Origin of the sequence: Agrobacterium sp. DSM 25558, from assembly GCF_900100825.1 — a bacterium.
Taxonomy (GTDB): Bacteria; Pseudomonadota; Alphaproteobacteria; order Rhizobiales; family Rhizobiaceae; genus Agrobacterium.
The window spans coordinates 1-14912 of the sequence record NZ_FMUD01000061.1; the positions used below are offsets into that span (position 1 = coordinate 1).

A 14912-nucleotide genomic window follows, 5' to 3' on the forward strand; every position below is an offset into this window, starting at 1 on the left:
AGCTTGTCGAGATTATTCGCGAGATAGGCGCCAAACGCCGCGGCTTGGTCCGAATTTTTGGGAGACTTAAGAGCGATAGTCACGCGATTCTTGTCGCCTTTGATAGATGCTCGAACCAAGCTTCTTTCGCTTTCCCACGTTTGGACCGGCGATTTATCAGCTGAGTTTACTGCGGTAAACTTTTCTCTCGAGACCAAACGCTCCAACATCTCGAAACGAGCATCGGGCGTAGAAGTGACAAAATCGGGTTCGCGAAGAATAGACCGTACCTTGTCGGCCATAGTGTCTTCTGACACCGCCCCACCAAGAGAATACCAACGATCGCGGCCTGGTGCCCTCGCCGCCTTCACCGTATCGAGAACATCGGCAGGAAATCGCTCGACAGCGGACAGCATCTTCGAGATCGTTGTCTTGTCGGCTCCAAGCGCCAACATGACAGTGTCTCGTCCGAAACCGCCTGTTTCCAAATTGTGTGCGAACATCGCTTTCTCGATGAAAGACAGGTCGGATCGCTGCGAATTCTCTTGTCCTTGGGCAACGACGTGATCACGGTCTTCCAGCGCCTTGACGACGGCACGAACAGGAATTCCGATCTCGCGGGCAGCTCGAACGCGGCGGTGACCAAATACGGTCTGATAGTGTCCTTTCCTTGTGGGGTGCGGACGAACCAAGATGGGGGTGTCCTGACCTCGGGCGCGTATAGCCTCAACGAGTTCCTGAAAGTCCGCTTCGTCCATCGCAACGCGATCCGTGACGAACGAGCTATCGATCAACGCCGTATCGAGCTTGATTACAGTCTCACCCTCGGCCAGACGTCTCTCGATCTCCTTTGCGGCATCCGCACGGACTGCGAGTTCGTCAATGCTTCTGGTTACGGCACCAAGGGCGCCGATCCCTCGCGTGGTCGTGCGGAAGCTCTCTTGAGGTTTTTGCACGATACCGCCAGTGCTGGTCGGCTTGTCTTCGTTCATAATTCCAGACAAGATATTTTTACGAGCCATAGTGCGCTCCCTGCCGAAAGTTCACTGCGGTAAACTCAATGCACATCAGTTGCGGCCCCATGCTTTGTATATCAAATCCAGCACCTCGGCATTTACAGCGTCCATTGCTTCAATAGCCCGGTCATATGTTGAACGGGTGAATGCGGCACGCTCAACTTCGTAAAGTGTTTGGTTCGTCATCGCGGCGTCTGAGATCGCAACACTTCGCAACATGGGGTTCAATAGGACATGGTTTTTGAACATGGAACGCATGAACGCCACCATCTGCGTCTGTGGCCCATCTTGCGGATCGTATCGGGTGACAAGATACCGGAGCCAGTCCAGATTCATGTTACCGCCCACATTCTTAAGCGTGCTCAGAATGTCGCCCAGCATCTGCAGGAACTGGCACATAGACATTACGTCCAGCATCTGCGGGTGAACTGTAATCAGGACCGCAGTCGCTGCACAGATCGCGCTCATCGTCAGAAAGCCAAGCTGGGGAGGGCAGTCGATAATCACCACGTCGTAATCGTCTGCTACGGACGATAGAGCCTCATCGAGACGAGCGAAGAAAATCCGTCCGTAGTCCTTGCCTTTGCCTTGGGCTAGAATACGTGGGGTATCGTGCTCAAACTCCATCAGTTCAAGATTTCCAGGCACAAGATCGAGGTTGGGGAAATTGGTCTTGCGAATGATCTCGCTTAGCGGGCGCTGCTGTTCGTCATAGCGGATCGCTCCATAAAGGGTCTCGTTCTCATGCACATCGAACTCAGGCTGCAAGCCATGGATTGCGGAGAGGGAGGCCTGCGGATCAAGATCGACGGCGAGCACACGATGACCGGACAACGCGAGATACTGCGCCAAGTGTGCGGCACTTGTTGTCTTGCCGCTACCACCCTTAAAGTTTACGACCGCGATTACCTGTAGCTTCTCGCCGTTACGACGGTGAGGGACATAATGTGTTCCGGCTCTGCCGCTGTGCTCTAGGAAATGACGCATCGCTTCCATCTGCGTCGCGGTGTAAGACCGGCGACCGGAAGGGGTAACCTGGGGCTGCGGCCCTTTGCCTTCAAGGGACAGGTTCTTCAGGTAGCCACTCGTTACTCCGACAAAACGTGCGGCCTCTGCGAGCTGAAACTCGCGCAGGTCCTTCATCGCCCGTGGAGGATACATCTCCAAGCGATGCTGCTTCAATTTTTCCGACAGCTCTTGCGCCTGACCAATGATAAGTTGATCGACGTCAGAAATTGCCGTTTTATCGATATGAGCGATATTCATCGCGAAAAACCCTAAATGCGTTTTCAAGCTCACACGAGCAATGTAATCGCATTTAGACCCGATTCTACGAGTCTGGCAAGGAAAACAAAGTTAACAAGAAGTTAACAGGAACACTGTGGGTAAAGCGAGTTTACCGCAGTAAACTTTGGGCGCCTTTTACAGAGTGTATTGGCAAGCATCACGCGAGGCGAGTCCCAATAAGCGTCGTTCCTGCGCTGCATCCACTACTGTGCCAGCCGCCGAAGACCGTAACCGGTGTTCTGCCCCCACATTGCTCGCTGCCGTCTGATCTGTGATCGCCTTTCCATGGATGAAGAACAGGAGTTTCTCCATGGAGACCTCATTTGAGTTTCTCACAGCCAGGAAGCCTGTGCGTGAGGTTCATCGTCAATGGCCGGACGAGGTCAAAGCGAAGATCGTTTCGGAAAGCCTGAGGCCTGGCACGACGGTCAATGAAGTTGCGCAGCGCTATGGATTGCGGGCGAACAGTCTTTCCACCTGGCGGACGATGGCGCGGCAGGGCAAGTTGATCCTGCCCGCACCGGAGGATGCGGTAGAGTTTGCGGCGGTGATCGTCGATCCACCTGTTTCGGAACCTCCGCCTAAAGCGGTTGGTCGCACCGAGATTGTTGTCGGCCCGGTCACGATCCGTCTTGAGGAAGGTGCGTCTGTTGCCCGGATTGCTGCCATCGCGCGTGCACTGGCGGCGGCGATATGATCTTCCCCTCGAACCGCGTCCGGATCATGGTGGCGACCAAACCCGTAGACTTCCGTAAGGGGCATGATGGATTGGCGGCGCTGGTGAAGAACGAGCTGCACAAGGACCCGTTTACGGGAACGGTCTTCGTGTTTCGATCTCGCAGGGCAGATCGGCTGAAGCTGATCTACTGGGATGGTTCCGGCATCGTGCTGGCGTACAAGAGGCTGGAAGAGCATAGCTTCACCTGGCCTGGCATCAAGGACGGCCTGATGACGTTGACCCATGCCCAGTTTGAGGCCCTGTTTGCGGGCCTGGATTGGCGGCGGGTTCATGCCGTCAGGACGAGAACGCCGGAGACCATCGAATAGCTGCGGCAAGATGACTCAGGACAACAGATTCCGAAGGCAAATCGGCACAGAATTTGGTAGGTTCCAGCCATGCTGAACGCCGCCGATCTTCCCGATGATGTTGCTGCCCTGAAGGCGATGCTGATCGCAGCCCAGGCACGCGAGACGGCCAAGGACGTCGCGATAGCAAGTAAGGACGAGCATATCGCTCGCAAGGACGAGCGGATCGAACGGCTTGAGAAGCTGGTCGCAGCCTTCAAGCAGGCAGCATTTGGGCGCAAATCCGAGAAGACCGATCCTGACCAGTTCGATCTGGCATTGGAGGACCTGGAAACGGCGATGGCCGCGATCCATGCCGAGGACGAGGCGGACACTCCTGCTGGAACTAGGACGACCAAGCCACGCACGACCAATCGTGGCTCTCTTCCAAAACATCTTCCCCGAGTGGAAGAGGTGATCGAGCCAGCAAGCATGATCTGCGCCTGCGGCGGTTGCCTGCATTGCATCGGGGAGGATGTCTCCGAACGTCTCGATGTCGTACCGGCGCAATTCCGAGTCTTGGTCACCCGCCGTCCCAAATATGCCTGCCGTGCGTGCACCGACGGCGTCGTTCAGGCTCCTGCTCCAGCGCGATTAATCCAGGCAGGGTTGCCGACGGAAGCGACCGTCGCCCATGTTCTGGTCTCTAAATATGCCGACCACCTTCCGCTGTATCGGCAGGCCCAGATCATGAGCCGCCAGGGCGTCGATCTCGACCGGTCCACGCTCGCCGACTGGGTCGGTCGGGCAGCCTTTGAACTGCGGCCCGTCTTCGATGCACTGATTGCCAACCTCAAGCGCTCGACCAAGTTGTTCATGGACGAGACCCGTGCTCCGGTTCTCGATCCCGGATCGCGCAAAACCAAGACCGGGTACTTCTGGGCACTGGCGCGGGATGATCGCCCTTGGAGCGGCAGTGCTCCGCCAGGTGTCGCTTTCACCTACGCGCCCGGTCGCGGAGGCATTCATGCGGAACGGATATTGCAGGGGTTCGGAGGCATCCTGCAGGTCGACGGCTATGCCGGATACAACAGGCTGATCGTGCCAGAGTGCGCCAGATCAGGCATTTGGCCAGACATTCAGCTCGCCTATTGCTGGGCTCACGCACGGCGCAAGCTGATGGAGATCACTCGCAATGGCTCAGCACCGATTGCCGAGGAAGGAGTCAAGCGGATCGGAGCGCTGTATCGCATCGAAGCCGAGCTGCGCGGCCTTGATCCGGAGGCTCGTCTTGCTGGGCGGAGGGAACGGTCTGCACCGCTCGTCGCCGACATGCAGGTTTGGCTCACGCATAACAGAGCCCGTGTCGCTGCAAAATCCCCGCTCGGCGAAGCCTTGGCCTACATCGCCAAATACTGGGATGGTCTCCAACTATTCCTGACCGATGGCCGGGTCGAAATCGACACGGATGTTGTTGAACAGCCCCTTTCTCAGCCTTTTTGTGGTTTAGGTGGCCTATCTCTCCAGGCTTCGACCATGGCTGCGTAGGCTGCCTCCGCCTGTGCAACGAGCTCCATCTCTCGATGGCGGATTTCCTTGATCCAGTAATCGCGGGCGGGACCAGCTGGCCCATGTGCTTTGGCTGCGCCGGCACGCAGTTCAAGCTTGCGCATCTTCATGGCAACAAAGGCGGGCCGAGCCCATCTGTAGGGAGCTTCCTTGGTCAGCAACTCCCAGATCAGATTTGCGATCTTGCGCGCCGTTGCGACCGCCGCGACGTTGAGGCCTTTGCGGTCCTTAATCCGGAGAAAGAAGGCACGCAGCGGCCCCGGAACCGACGCGGCCGACCAGGCAGCTTCGATCAGCATCGTTTTGGCAATCGCATTTCCCTGTTTCGAGATGCGGCCATGGATTGCCCCGCGATCGCCGGACTGGCGCACCCGCGGGGTCAAGCCGAAGTAGCTCGCAAGCCGGTCGGGCGTCGGGAACCGGGAGATGTCGCCAATGGCGGCTATCACCGCTGTGGCAACCACAGAATTTATTCCGGCGATCGTCATCAGCTTGCGCGTGCGAGTGTCGTCGAGCGCAATTCGCGCCATGGCGCCATCCAGCTTTTCAAGCTTGCCCTTCAGCCAGTCCAGTTCATCGAGATGGCGGGCGAGGAGGTCGCGCTCTGCCCTGGGCAACGGGGCCGTCGAGAGCCAGTCCCTGCCGCCTTTTCCGAACAGATGTCCCGAGTATTTCGGCACGAGATTGGCGTGGAGAACGGCTTGGACCCGGCTCTTCACCCGTCGCACTGATCGCACGAGCGCCGCGCGCTCCGAGACGAGACGACGCAGGTTCAGGGTATCGTCATCCGCGGCCCAGACCTCTGGCAAAAAGCCGGCGGCATGAAGTTGCGCTAGAATCCTCGCGTCGACTTTGTCGGTCTTCACGCGCGCGTGGGCGATGGCCATTACCTGAAGCGGGTTCGCGATAACGACCTTGGCCACGAAAGGCGTCAGCAACCTTACGATGGCCGAGGTGTTCCCGGTCGCTTCCAGTATAACTTCGTCATCTTTTCGAAGCTTCTGTCCAAAGGCCACCACAGCGTCGTAATCCAGTTCCACCCGGAATTCTTCTGTGACCTTGCCCCGGTCAAGAACCGCGACCTGCGCAAAACTTCGATGTACATCCATTCCGATCGACCGCATTCACAATCCTCCATGTTGTTAATGGGGGAGTGCGCGGGCTGTGCGACATCTACGGATACGCGCTCGCAGCGCAGACGGGATAGTCGCAGGGGCGGCCAGATAACAACGCGAGCTCGCAGCTCAAAGTCAATTCGGCCTGCCCGCTTCTTCGCACTCCGACGCCCCTGTCCCGACACGACAATTCTAACATGACAGGATAGAATCTGCCTAGCGTTCGTGGGGCGCCGATGGCAACATGCCCGATAACAATACCGTAGAGCGGACCATCCGGCCGATTGCTCTCAATCGCAAGAATGCACTTTTTGCTGGACATGACGCGGGAGCCGAGAATTGGGCGACCATCGCCTCGCTCGTTGAGACCTGCAAACTGAATGCCATCGATCCTTTCGCCTACCTGACTGCCACGCTCACCGCCATCGTCAACGGTCACAAGCAGAGCCGGATTGATGAACTGCTGCCTTGGAGCTTTGTCCCCAATCGCAATAGCGAAGCTGCTGCTTGATATCCGAAAACGCTAATCGAGCAGGCGACGCACCATCATGACGTCATCGATCTCCCTGCCGTCATGTAGAAAGCCAGCAGGAATCCGACCGACCTCAGAGAAGCCTTCCCGCAGGTAGAAACGTATTGCAGCCGGGTTCTCCGCACTCACAGCCAGTTCCAACTGCAGAATCCCGATGTCACGGGCATAGTCTGCAACTGTCCCCAGGAGATTACGGGCAAGGCCCGTTCCACGTAGGTTCTTGCGCACATAAACCATGATAATCGTGGCACGATGAGCCATCTTGCTCGCACGTTGGCGGAGCAAACCGGTGATGCCCACAGGTTCGTCATCCCGAAACGCGACAAAAACCGGATCATGCAGACGCTTCTGCCATTCATCGACAGACAGTGAAACCCAGTCCTCATAGCTGCTTGCATAAAAGGTCGGTTCAGAGCGAAGCGCTTCCAGGCGAATGCGTCGAAATGCGTCCACTTGGTCTGCCTGAATACGCCTGATCGCTAGCGAGCTTCCGTCCATCAATGGCCTCCTGCGATATAAAGGCAAAGCCTATACGCGCGTTTCAATTCAATGCAACAAAGTAGGCCGATAACATCAGAGCGTGGCCCAGAAACAGCGCTTACCGAAGACGTTCACCATCAAAATCTTTAGGTAACGAAATCCCTCATCTCCTCATGAAACTGCCGTTTGCGAAAGAAATTCAGGTTCACCGCTCTTTGAGCAGGCCAAAAAGTCGAACTCAGAGAGGCTGCGTATAAGACGTTTCGGGGCAGGCGTTCGATTTGCCACTTGCCCTTTTGCCTTGGTTTTCTCTCGCGCTTTCGGCTGCTTGGTACAGTTGGGGAGCCCGTGAAAAATGATCAATTGCAAGCGTGTTTTATGTCCTCAACGAAAACGTATTATTTCTACGTGGCTGATTTCGATTTCTCTTCCTATCGACTGGGACGCTCTGGAAATTTAATTTTCCGATTAAGTCGCGCAAGGTCTTCTCTTGTTGCATCCATCGACTCAATAATGCCGATGTTCGTTTCAAGGGCGCGAATATCCACATTGAAATGGCATTTCTTTCGCCCTCTCATCCAACATTTTGGCGGGGCGAAATCCGATGGGCCGTATGGATCTACTTTGACGTAAACAATAAAACCACCAACACTAAACCATGCCATCCGTCGGCCTTTGAGAACGCTGACGGATGGTGTCGAGTAATAGAAAACCCCACAGGGATCATCGTATCGCGTGGCGGAGAATAAATCGCGCTCGAGAAAAACGTCGACATCCAGTGGGATTGGTGCGCCGTGAAAGCAAACGTTCTCGAAGGTCTCGCGGTATTCGTCAATATGAATTTTTGATGGGTTATCTTCTGGTACCGACATGTATTTCCAAAGTATGCCGCACGCAAATCTAATGAAATCGTCCACCTTATCCACACGGAAGGGGTGAACTCCGCAATTGATAACGAAGTCCGTTTCACTCTTGGTACCAATCTCCATTTGGCGGAGGTCTCTTAAAAGGATCAGCGCCCTTTCTTCGTAAGCACCGAGTGTCCCATCACAGCGACCACACAGCAGGTCGGGTTCGTACCGACCAGTAGTGGACGGTGCCTTGAAACCCTTTTCATTGAAAACGAGCATGTGCCTCTCATCCGCCTTTGGATGGAAGAAGATTTCTCTTACGAAAGATTCAGGGATTAGATGGGCTTTAATTGCCGGAATATCGCCACAGATCCTGCATTTCGCAACTGGAACTTTAGCTTTTCTATTCTTCATTTTACGACAATAGCTCTGGGGTCATGCTGCAATCACATTTAGCCGATCATGACGACAATTCAACAAGAATGCGCCTGCTTCACGCAGTGCACGTTTTCCTCGCTGTATCTCATCCTCTTTACCTGCCTTTAACCGCGACAGCATTGATAGCCTTGGCATCCCCAGCGTCGACCTTCAAAAAGGTCGGGACTCTACGGCCTGGCTCGGGTTCACGCCACTTCAGCTCAGCACCCGACTACGCGCAAATTTTCTCGAAAAATGCTCTTGCACTTACGGGGCTGTCCACAGATGCCCAGGGGCCGACTAGGCTCGGCACGGCACGCGCTTGTGTAATATTATGACTACCTGCCCTTGCGGGGGATGACAGCTGGGTTCTCATGCGGGGGTGCGATCGCAAAGCCATAATCTGCGAGGTCCCTAAATAATGTTTCAGAAAGTGGTTTTCCGATCGCACACACTGCAACGATGTCAACGAGACTTGATGCGCCGTGCGCGCCACCTGCTATCTTTCCTATGGCTTCCAGTGGGTCGCTGGTGGCGCCTCCCAGCTTAGATTCGCTATTCGTTAGCACGAAGCCGATTAACGTTGGGAGGTCAATTGCATCGGTGAATGTGTCGACGGACCACTGAGCCCTAGGAAGTTTATCAAAGGTTGTGCCGAACTGTTTCGCAGTGGCGTTAATCTCATCTGCAACTGATCCGTACGGTCTAAATGTAAATGCCGGCTGCTTTGATCTTTTCGGCGCAGCATCTCCCTGATGTTGTACAAAACCGTAGAATGCAGAAAGGTTGTGTAGCCCCAGATTCTGAAATTGGCGATGACCCGACCGGAAAACGTTAGCGTGGTCCGAATCTGCATTTTTCATCTGAACAACGGCGTATCGGCATGACAATCCGGCCCCGAAATCACTCACTGAGATGAGTGCAAAGTCCCCGCCCATTGCCGTCTCGACGCCCCTGCTAGCTGCGTTGAAAATATGAAAATCTAGGACTGGCTCTAGGAATCCTGAGCGTTTGAGGTAGTCCTTTCCGCGACCATTCAGCTCCCGCTCCAACGCTTGAAGGAGTGCCGTGGAATGTGCGTTTTCTGAGAGTTGTCGTTGGAGATCAGTCTGGACTAGATCCTGAGCGGCCGCAAATGCCGACCAGAAGGGAGCGAACAAGCCAAGCTTATTGAAGGAGGTTGGATCCGTTAACGTCGAACTGTAAGTCGTCCATCTCGTTTCCGTGTCCGAGTTGAAGGGTCTCAAATGAGAGGCCGCTATGCATGCATTATACATCGATTTGCGGCTCGCCGTTGCAAAGTGGCCGCGACCATTTTCTTTGGCCTGCGAGAGTTGATCTCGTGCTCTTTCCTTCAAATAAAGGATATCTTCCTCATCTATGCTCGACAAAAACACACGGTCTTTAACAGCCCCATTGATCGAAGTGAGGTCCCTCATCGAAAGCGCGCCGACGACTTGCCTAAGGAATTCGGAATTAGCCGAGTTGAATGCAGCCTTTCCGCTCAGCGATGCGCGGATTTCAGTGAGCCGTAGCGTCACATTTTCAGCCGCCAAAAGCTGAGTTTCTGTTGACTTGCGCAATGCCGCCGCCCTCGCGCGTGTATGCTCTCTTTCCTGCCATTCCACCAAGTTTAGTCTTGATTGGTTGTCGTGTTGGAGCCGCTCGATATTGGTGGGCCCGCGCGCGTTCTGGAGTCTTGTCTCTATGTCATGCAACATTCTGTCGTATCGCTGCACGTGGCCCTTTATTGAATTTATCGTACTCTCGCTGGAACCGGCCATATACTCCTTAAAGCCATCTGCCATCTTTCCCTGACGAGCGGCTTGAATACTCTGTAGTCGCCGTTCGAGATCTGCAACCTGTGCCTCTTGCATTTGTCTAGGGGAGAGAAGTTCCACAGGAGGGATTTGCTCGGCCAGTGCGGCGACCCGGAGCAGGTCTCGAAGGTTTTCCACGTATTGCGCGATGAGAGACGTCACATTTTCTGTTAACTCGACGGATGTTTTGTGGTTTGGAAGATTGGGCATCAGAATTGCTCGTGCAAATAGGGGGAGAGGGACGAATTTTTTCACGACGAAAATATCGGTTATCGGAAATCGGCGGGCCGGGGGAACTTCAGTACTAAACGCAAGCTCTTGCTATCTTTATAATGGGCTATACCCCCGTCGCTGATTTCTGCGACCGTATTTTGTCTGGTGAATAGTACGCGCAAGTTGCCGTGACGGGAAAGAAGTAGTCAGGTGCCCACTTCAAGATTCTGGTAGTAACTGCTAAGTCGTGGCTACCCCCTTTCTTAAATCCATAAAGGTCGCCATTGATCGATGATGCGCCGTCCTTTAGAGAAGCCTGGTAGCCCGTCAATGCATTTGGTTGTTGGTTTTCATATGAGTTTGAACAATTTTCCGTTTCGTTGTCATCCACTTACGCCATAGAAAATTGTTGTTGGGCAATTCACTACACCGGATCTGGTTGGTTAACGCGAAATGGAAAAACGGATTAAATCTCGCTGAAACTCAACATACCTCGTCATTTGTCGATAGGGGTGACATCCACAGCTCTGCTTTGGCCGTCCTTTGAGGTGAGTTGGTAACGGACGGGAGTGCCCGATATTACCCGTTGAATGTGCCGAGCATATATGGCCTCGTGCTATCTGCAGGCTTCTCGAAACAGTTTCATCTGGGTCACAAGCTTTGCGGAAAGGGCGTGCATATCTTCCGGCGAGAATTTCGCGAGATCGAAAGTCTTGCCTAGTGCGATCATGTCGCCGTCCGGATCGAACATCGGGACGATCGGCATGTCTTCAGCAATGATCCTACTATGAGTCATTGCTGTATCGCCAAGAGATCGCATTCCAAAAATCTTCTTCCCAATTTCAAGGAGGTAGTTTTCGGCAATGTTTACTGGACCGTTCAGATTGCCAGGCGAATACTGCTCCATCGTCAGGATGGCGTGTCTGAGGATTTCTTGGGATGCAGGCAGGCCCGCCCGTTTGAGGGATGCATCAAGCCATTCTCGCTTGTTCATGCCCTCTTCCCAGCGATCGCTGACGGACGCGATCACCTTGAATGCGAAGCCACAATCTCTGGTGTTCTTGAATCCGGCGAACAATCCCCTCCAATCCGATAGCGCCTCAGGAGGAGACAGAGCCTCAAAATTTTCGGACGTCAGGTTAAGCACAATATGTGCGAGCTCGGAGGACAGCTCGTAAGCGAGCATGACATCTGGGATCTTGCAATAATGCGCAATGAGGTGGGCGGGCGCGGTATAGAGCGTGAGATCCGGATTGTACAAAAATTTGAGGAGTTGCTGACCGTACAGCCGCTGCTCAACGGCAAACTCGTCCTTAGCCAAGGCTCCCATGAACTCTAGATTAGTCCTCATTTCGGACCAAACGGCGTTGATTTCGAGCAGTGCTCCCGCCACGATCGGCTGCCGAGCAATTTGATCGGGCGTTCTGTTGTCGAGAAACCTCGTAAACACGATTGGTCGACTCTCATCCAGTTTCCCGGCCGGGTCAAACTCGCATCCGGCCGTGAATTGAAGCCGCCAAGGCATCTTGTGATCGTGCGGTGTCGGGTTTGGATGAACTGTCCGGAAGTATCGGGAATGCATCATCCTCCGCTCGCGATCGTGTAGGTCGATGAACCGATGGAGATCGGTCTCTACCCCCGCCGAGTTAACATGGGGCAGAAGTCTGTAGCAGTCGTAGAGGCAACGGAGATGAGTTCTACCCCAAAGCGTCCCAATCAGATCAGCCCAGTGGGTTGTCTCGTGCATCATCGTGGCGAACATGTTTCGAAGGTCGGCCGTTGGCTGCTTCTTCTGTAAAGCGGCGATAAAGTCGCCCTTTTTGAAAGCATTAAGATGGATCGTTTGGGACTGCGGATCAAAATAGGCAACGGTGCCAGAGTTAGGAAAGTAGTCTCTCTTGCCCAAGCGTTTTTGAGTTTCTTGATAGTTGTACATCCGGATGTCCCTCGTCGCCGACTGACTACACTTGAGGGCTCATCCTATGAGTGATCTGACCTCGAGCGGCAAGTCAAACACTCAAACCTAGCCAAGTGGACATACGAATTTGTGAATTCCCGCTAGACTGCGACGAAGTTCGTCCCGATTTTTGCGTCGTAACACTCGTTCTTGAGCATCGTATTCCCGTTGAACGGTTTTCGAAACCTACATGAGAATACCAAACACAGGTTATCAAAGTTCTTTTCCGAGCCAAGTTTTTACCTGCCTCCGAATCTCGCGGTTGGAGATGGATGGTATCTTATCTGCGGGAAAAAATTTGTCTTTGTCTTGCGAAATCGAAAGTAGTCGTCCAGGGGAAAATTTCGCAGCAAGTTCTTCGGCTTCGACAAAGAAACAATATCCCGATTGTTCATCGCCTGTAGTGGTCAAGGCCTGCGCTAGCCAATGATATGCATATGCCAGATTACTCAGCCTGTGAGTGCTGACGTTATCTTGAAGGAGTTGAGCGGACCTTTGAAAACAGATGATCGCGTCGTCGTTACGGCCCATCATCTGTAAGCATCTGCCGATATTTCCAATGGTCGTTGGCTCATCAACAGTTAGTATGCCCTCCTTGGTTAAGAGGTGGTCCAACTCGTGGGTCTTTAGGAAAAAAGGGAGAGCCTCCTCAGGTGCTCCGCCGTCTCTCTGCGCAAGAGCTAATGCCTGTGAGCAATCATGAGTGGTGTCAACACCGGTCTGATCTTTTAGATTTACTCCTTCTTGCGCGGTATCTATCGCGTTTTGGTATTCTCCGCGGGTCCAATATTTGTGTGCTAAAATGTCAAGATACTTGATATATCGTGCCGACTTTGTCGCCATAGTTAACTTGTAACGCTCCAGCATACTGTCCGCATCGTCGCGACGCTGAAGTTGTTCTAAGCAAAAGAGTGTCGAAGCAATCACATCATCGAAGTTTTTGAATTCGGCGGAGGCATGCAACCAATCAACCGCCTCAAACAATTTACCCGCTACCCGAATAAATTCTTCCGAGTGTCCTCCCCCAATCAAAGCATCATCTGCCTTATTTAGCGTTGCAAATGCATCTTCAAAAAGCCCAGCTTCGATTTCGAGTTCTGCTTTTTGTGACCACCTTTCTAGGAGAGGAAATGGCAGGTGGACGCCGAGCATGGATTCGATGCCCCTAATTAAAACATTGTATTCATTAATTACGATTTGAATAAAGGTTTTCCTCTCTGGTCGATTGAAACTTTTACGTACAAATGCCCTTACTAGCGGATGCAAATCGTAAAGATCTGGCGCGTTTTTTTGCGCTTTAACTATAACCAAGTTGAGAGCGATTAGGGAGCGCATAGCTTTCGAAAACTTATTATAATTGAGTTGCGAGCCTGTAAACTTCTCTATCATCTCCATTGTCTCTGCACGCTTTGCTTCGGACATTACCCTGAGAACAGTTTGCTCTCTGTCAGCAAGAGTCTTCCAAAGGGAAGACAAGATGTCGGGGTTTTTAGAGCGATCTCGGCGGATGTCGTCATTGATTTTGGATAAAGTCATCCCAGGGACACGAGCGACCCTGACTGCCATCATATCAAGCCAAATTGGATGACCTGCGGTCACCTCGTGTGCAATTTGGATATCGTGCGCAACGACTTTATTTTTCTCGCACCTTGCTGTAAATAATTCAACAGTTTCTGCTAGCGATATGCCAAGCAAAGTGAAGCTAGATACTTCACTTATATCATAATTTACCTGAGGTCTGCATGTAAAAATAATTTTGCTTGGGCTATTAGATTTAGAAAACTGTCTAACTAAAACATCAAGTATTCCAAAAAATTCTTCTTTCTCGAGATCAACGTAATGGTCTACATTGTCAAACACAAAGACGCGTGAGGTTTTATGTAGGACACTGATAAAGGAATTAACTAGGTCTCTATCAGTCATAGAATCCATCTCGAGATCTACTGTTAACTCGTCTGCAACTCGCTCAATCGCCGCTACGATTTGCGTCCGTATTCTATCACCTTCTTCCTTACAGTCGCGCCAGTCCCAATCTGAATAAGGCGTTTCACCCTTGGTTACTGCTTCCAGGTACTTCGCCGCGAGGTGAGATTTGCCTTGACCACCAAAGCCACAAATTATCGCAATTTTAGCGTCTGTTGTTTCGAGAGCGCGAAGCTCAGGCTCGCGGCCAACCCAAATGTCAACGCTCGGAGGGCGATCGCACTCCAGACTTCGCGTATCAAATCTTAAGGGCGATTTTGGTGCGTTTATTTTTGTTGTCTCAATAGTTGATTCTGAATGTAATTCTAAATCAGATTGCCAAAATGCAGCGATTTTCGGAAGGAGACGATGGCAGTCTATACTGCTGTAAAGATTGACTCTTCCCCTATCGATACCCGGTGAGAGTATTCGTTTTAGCCTCTCATCTATCGACGGCAGGGCGTTGTAAAATGTCCAAATAATTTCAGGGAAATCGTTGGCATTGCCGACTAGGCTTTCCAGTGAAGAGGTGAAGATGTCGTCCCACCCGCCATAAGCCATGACCACTACAGTCTTACCATCTAAAGCACTCAGAAGAGAGTTTCGAAGAGTAGTTCGTTTCTGTGATAGCTGAGTCGAGGTGTGGAGCGTATCGGTGCCATGCCAGTAGCCGTGAATATGTATGATCTGACAACCATCAGCTTTGCTC

11 protein-coding genes and 1 pseudogene are annotated in these 14912 nt (G+C 52.8%); 4 read left to right on the plus strand and 8 right to left on the minus strand.

Annotated features, from left to right (window positions below):
- Together repB and repA are read right to left on the minus strand one after the other, a co-directional pair.
- A partial coding sequence (repB, locus tag DSM25558_RS26935) for a plasmid partitioning protein RepB (protein WP_077107695.1) occupies positions 1 to 1001 on the minus strand: 1001 nt, incomplete at its 3' end.
- A gap of 45 nt (positions 1002 to 1046) precedes the next feature.
- Positions 1047 to 2261, minus strand: a complete 1215-nt coding sequence (repA, locus tag DSM25558_RS26940; RefSeq protein ID WP_077107696.1) for a plasmid partitioning protein RepA — start codon at positions 2259 to 2261, stop codon at positions 1047 to 1049.
- Positions 2262 to 2592: 331 nt separating this feature from the next.
- Here repA and DSM25558_RS26945 point away from each other — a divergent pair, with 331 nt between their 5' ends.
- The 3 genes from DSM25558_RS26945 to DSM25558_RS26955 all read left to right on the plus strand — a co-directional run bounded on the left by DSM25558_RS26945 (position 2593) and on the right by DSM25558_RS26955 (position 4835).
- A complete protein-coding gene (locus tag DSM25558_RS26945) occupies positions 2593 to 2979 on the plus strand; it encodes an IS66-like element accessory protein TnpA (protein ID WP_077107697.1) in 387 nt (128 codons plus the stop codon).
- Positions 2976 to 3329 carry an IS66 family insertion sequence element accessory protein TnpB gene (gene tnpB / locus DSM25558_RS26950; protein WP_077107698.1) on the plus strand — a complete coding sequence of 118 codons (354 nt, stop codon included), beginning with the start codon at positions 2976 to 2978 and terminating at the stop codon, positions 3327 to 3329. The genes DSM25558_RS26945 and tnpB overlap by 4 nt, the downstream gene beginning before the upstream one ends.
- Positions 3330 to 3398: 69 nt before the next feature.
- Positions 3399 to 4835 carry an IS66 family transposase gene (locus DSM25558_RS26955; protein WP_077107699.1) on the plus strand — a complete coding sequence of 479 codons (1437 nt, stop codon included), beginning with the start codon at positions 3399 to 3401 and terminating at the stop codon, positions 4833 to 4835.
- Here DSM25558_RS26955 and DSM25558_RS26960 read toward each other — a convergent pair.
- Positions 4778 to 5965 carry an IS110-like element ISAtu7 family transposase gene (locus tag DSM25558_RS26960; protein ID WP_083716681.1) on the minus strand — a complete coding sequence of 396 codons (1188 nt, stop codon included), beginning with the start codon at positions 5963 to 5965 and terminating at the stop codon, positions 4778 to 4780. The two genes, DSM25558_RS26955 and DSM25558_RS26960, sit on opposite strands and share 58 nt — an antisense overlap.
- A 256-nt stretch (positions 5966 to 6221) precedes the next feature.
- Here DSM25558_RS26960 and DSM25558_RS26965 point away from each other — a divergent pair.
- A pseudogene (locus DSM25558_RS26965) lies at positions 6222 to 6482 on the plus strand (transposase domain-containing protein); the annotation flags it as partial.
- 12 nt (positions 6483 to 6494) lie between these two features.
- On the opposite strand, the gene DSM25558_RS26970 reads toward DSM25558_RS26965, so the two are convergent.
- The 5 genes from DSM25558_RS26970 to DSM25558_RS28910 all read right to left on the minus strand — a co-directional run.
- Entirely contained in the window at positions 6495 to 7001 is a 507-nt protein-coding gene (locus DSM25558_RS26970) for a GNAT family N-acetyltransferase (protein WP_077107701.1), read from the minus strand.
- 413 nt (positions 7002 to 7414) lie between these two features.
- Entirely contained in the window at positions 7415 to 8248 is an 834-nt protein-coding gene (locus DSM25558_RS26975) for a hypothetical protein (RefSeq protein WP_143240266.1), read from the minus strand.
- Positions 8249 to 8589: 341 nt separating this feature from the next.
- Positions 8590 to 10281 carry a hypothetical protein gene (locus DSM25558_RS26980; RefSeq protein WP_077107703.1) on the minus strand — a complete coding sequence of 564 codons (1692 nt, stop codon included), beginning with the start codon at positions 10279 to 10281 and terminating at the stop codon, positions 8590 to 8592.
- Between the two features lie 619 nt (positions 10282 to 10900).
- Positions 10901 to 12220, minus strand: a complete 1320-nt coding sequence (locus DSM25558_RS26985; protein WP_077107704.1) for a hypothetical protein — start codon at positions 12218 to 12220, stop codon at positions 10901 to 10903.
- Positions 12221 to 12454: 234 nt separating this feature from the next.
- Positions 12455 to 14912, minus strand: a 2458-nt coding sequence (locus DSM25558_RS28910) for a tetratricopeptide repeat protein (protein ID WP_159442533.1), incomplete at its 5' end; no start/stop codon positions are given.

What these genes read in the sequence shown, in the direction of transcription:
- repA (WP_077107696.1), bottom strand. Translation starts at nt 2,261, where the DNA reads ATGAATATCGCTCATATCGATAAAACGGCAATTTCTGACGTCGATCAA.
- DSM25558_RS26945 (WP_077107697.1), top strand. Translation starts at nt 2,593, where the DNA reads ATGGAGACCTCATTTGAGTTTCTCACAGCCAGGAAGCCTGTGCGTGAG.
- tnpB (WP_077107698.1), top strand. Translation starts at nt 2,976, where the DNA reads ATGATCTTCCCCTCGAACCGCGTCCGGATCATGGTGGCGACCAAACCC.
- DSM25558_RS26955 (WP_077107699.1), top strand. Translation starts at nt 3,399, where the DNA reads ATGCTGAACGCCGCCGATCTTCCCGATGATGTTGCTGCCCTGAAGGCG.
- DSM25558_RS26960 (WP_083716681.1), bottom strand. Translation starts at nt 5,965, where the DNA reads ATGGATGTACATCGAAGTTTTGCGCAGGTCGCGGTTCTTGACCGGGGC.
- DSM25558_RS26970 (WP_077107701.1), bottom strand. Translation starts at nt 7,001, where the DNA reads ATGGACGGAAGCTCGCTAGCGATCAGGCGTATTCAGGCAGACCAAGTG.
- DSM25558_RS26975 (WP_143240266.1), bottom strand. Translation starts at nt 8,248, where the DNA reads ATGAAGAATAGAAAAGCTAAAGTTCCAGTTGCGAAATGCAGGATCTGT.
- DSM25558_RS26980 (WP_077107703.1), bottom strand. Translation starts at nt 10,281, where the DNA reads ATGCCCAATCTTCCAAACCACAAAACATCCGTCGAGTTAACAGAAAAT.
- DSM25558_RS26985 (WP_077107704.1), bottom strand. Translation starts at nt 12,220, where the DNA reads ATGTACAACTATCAAGAAACTCAAAAACGCTTGGGCAAGAGAGACTAC.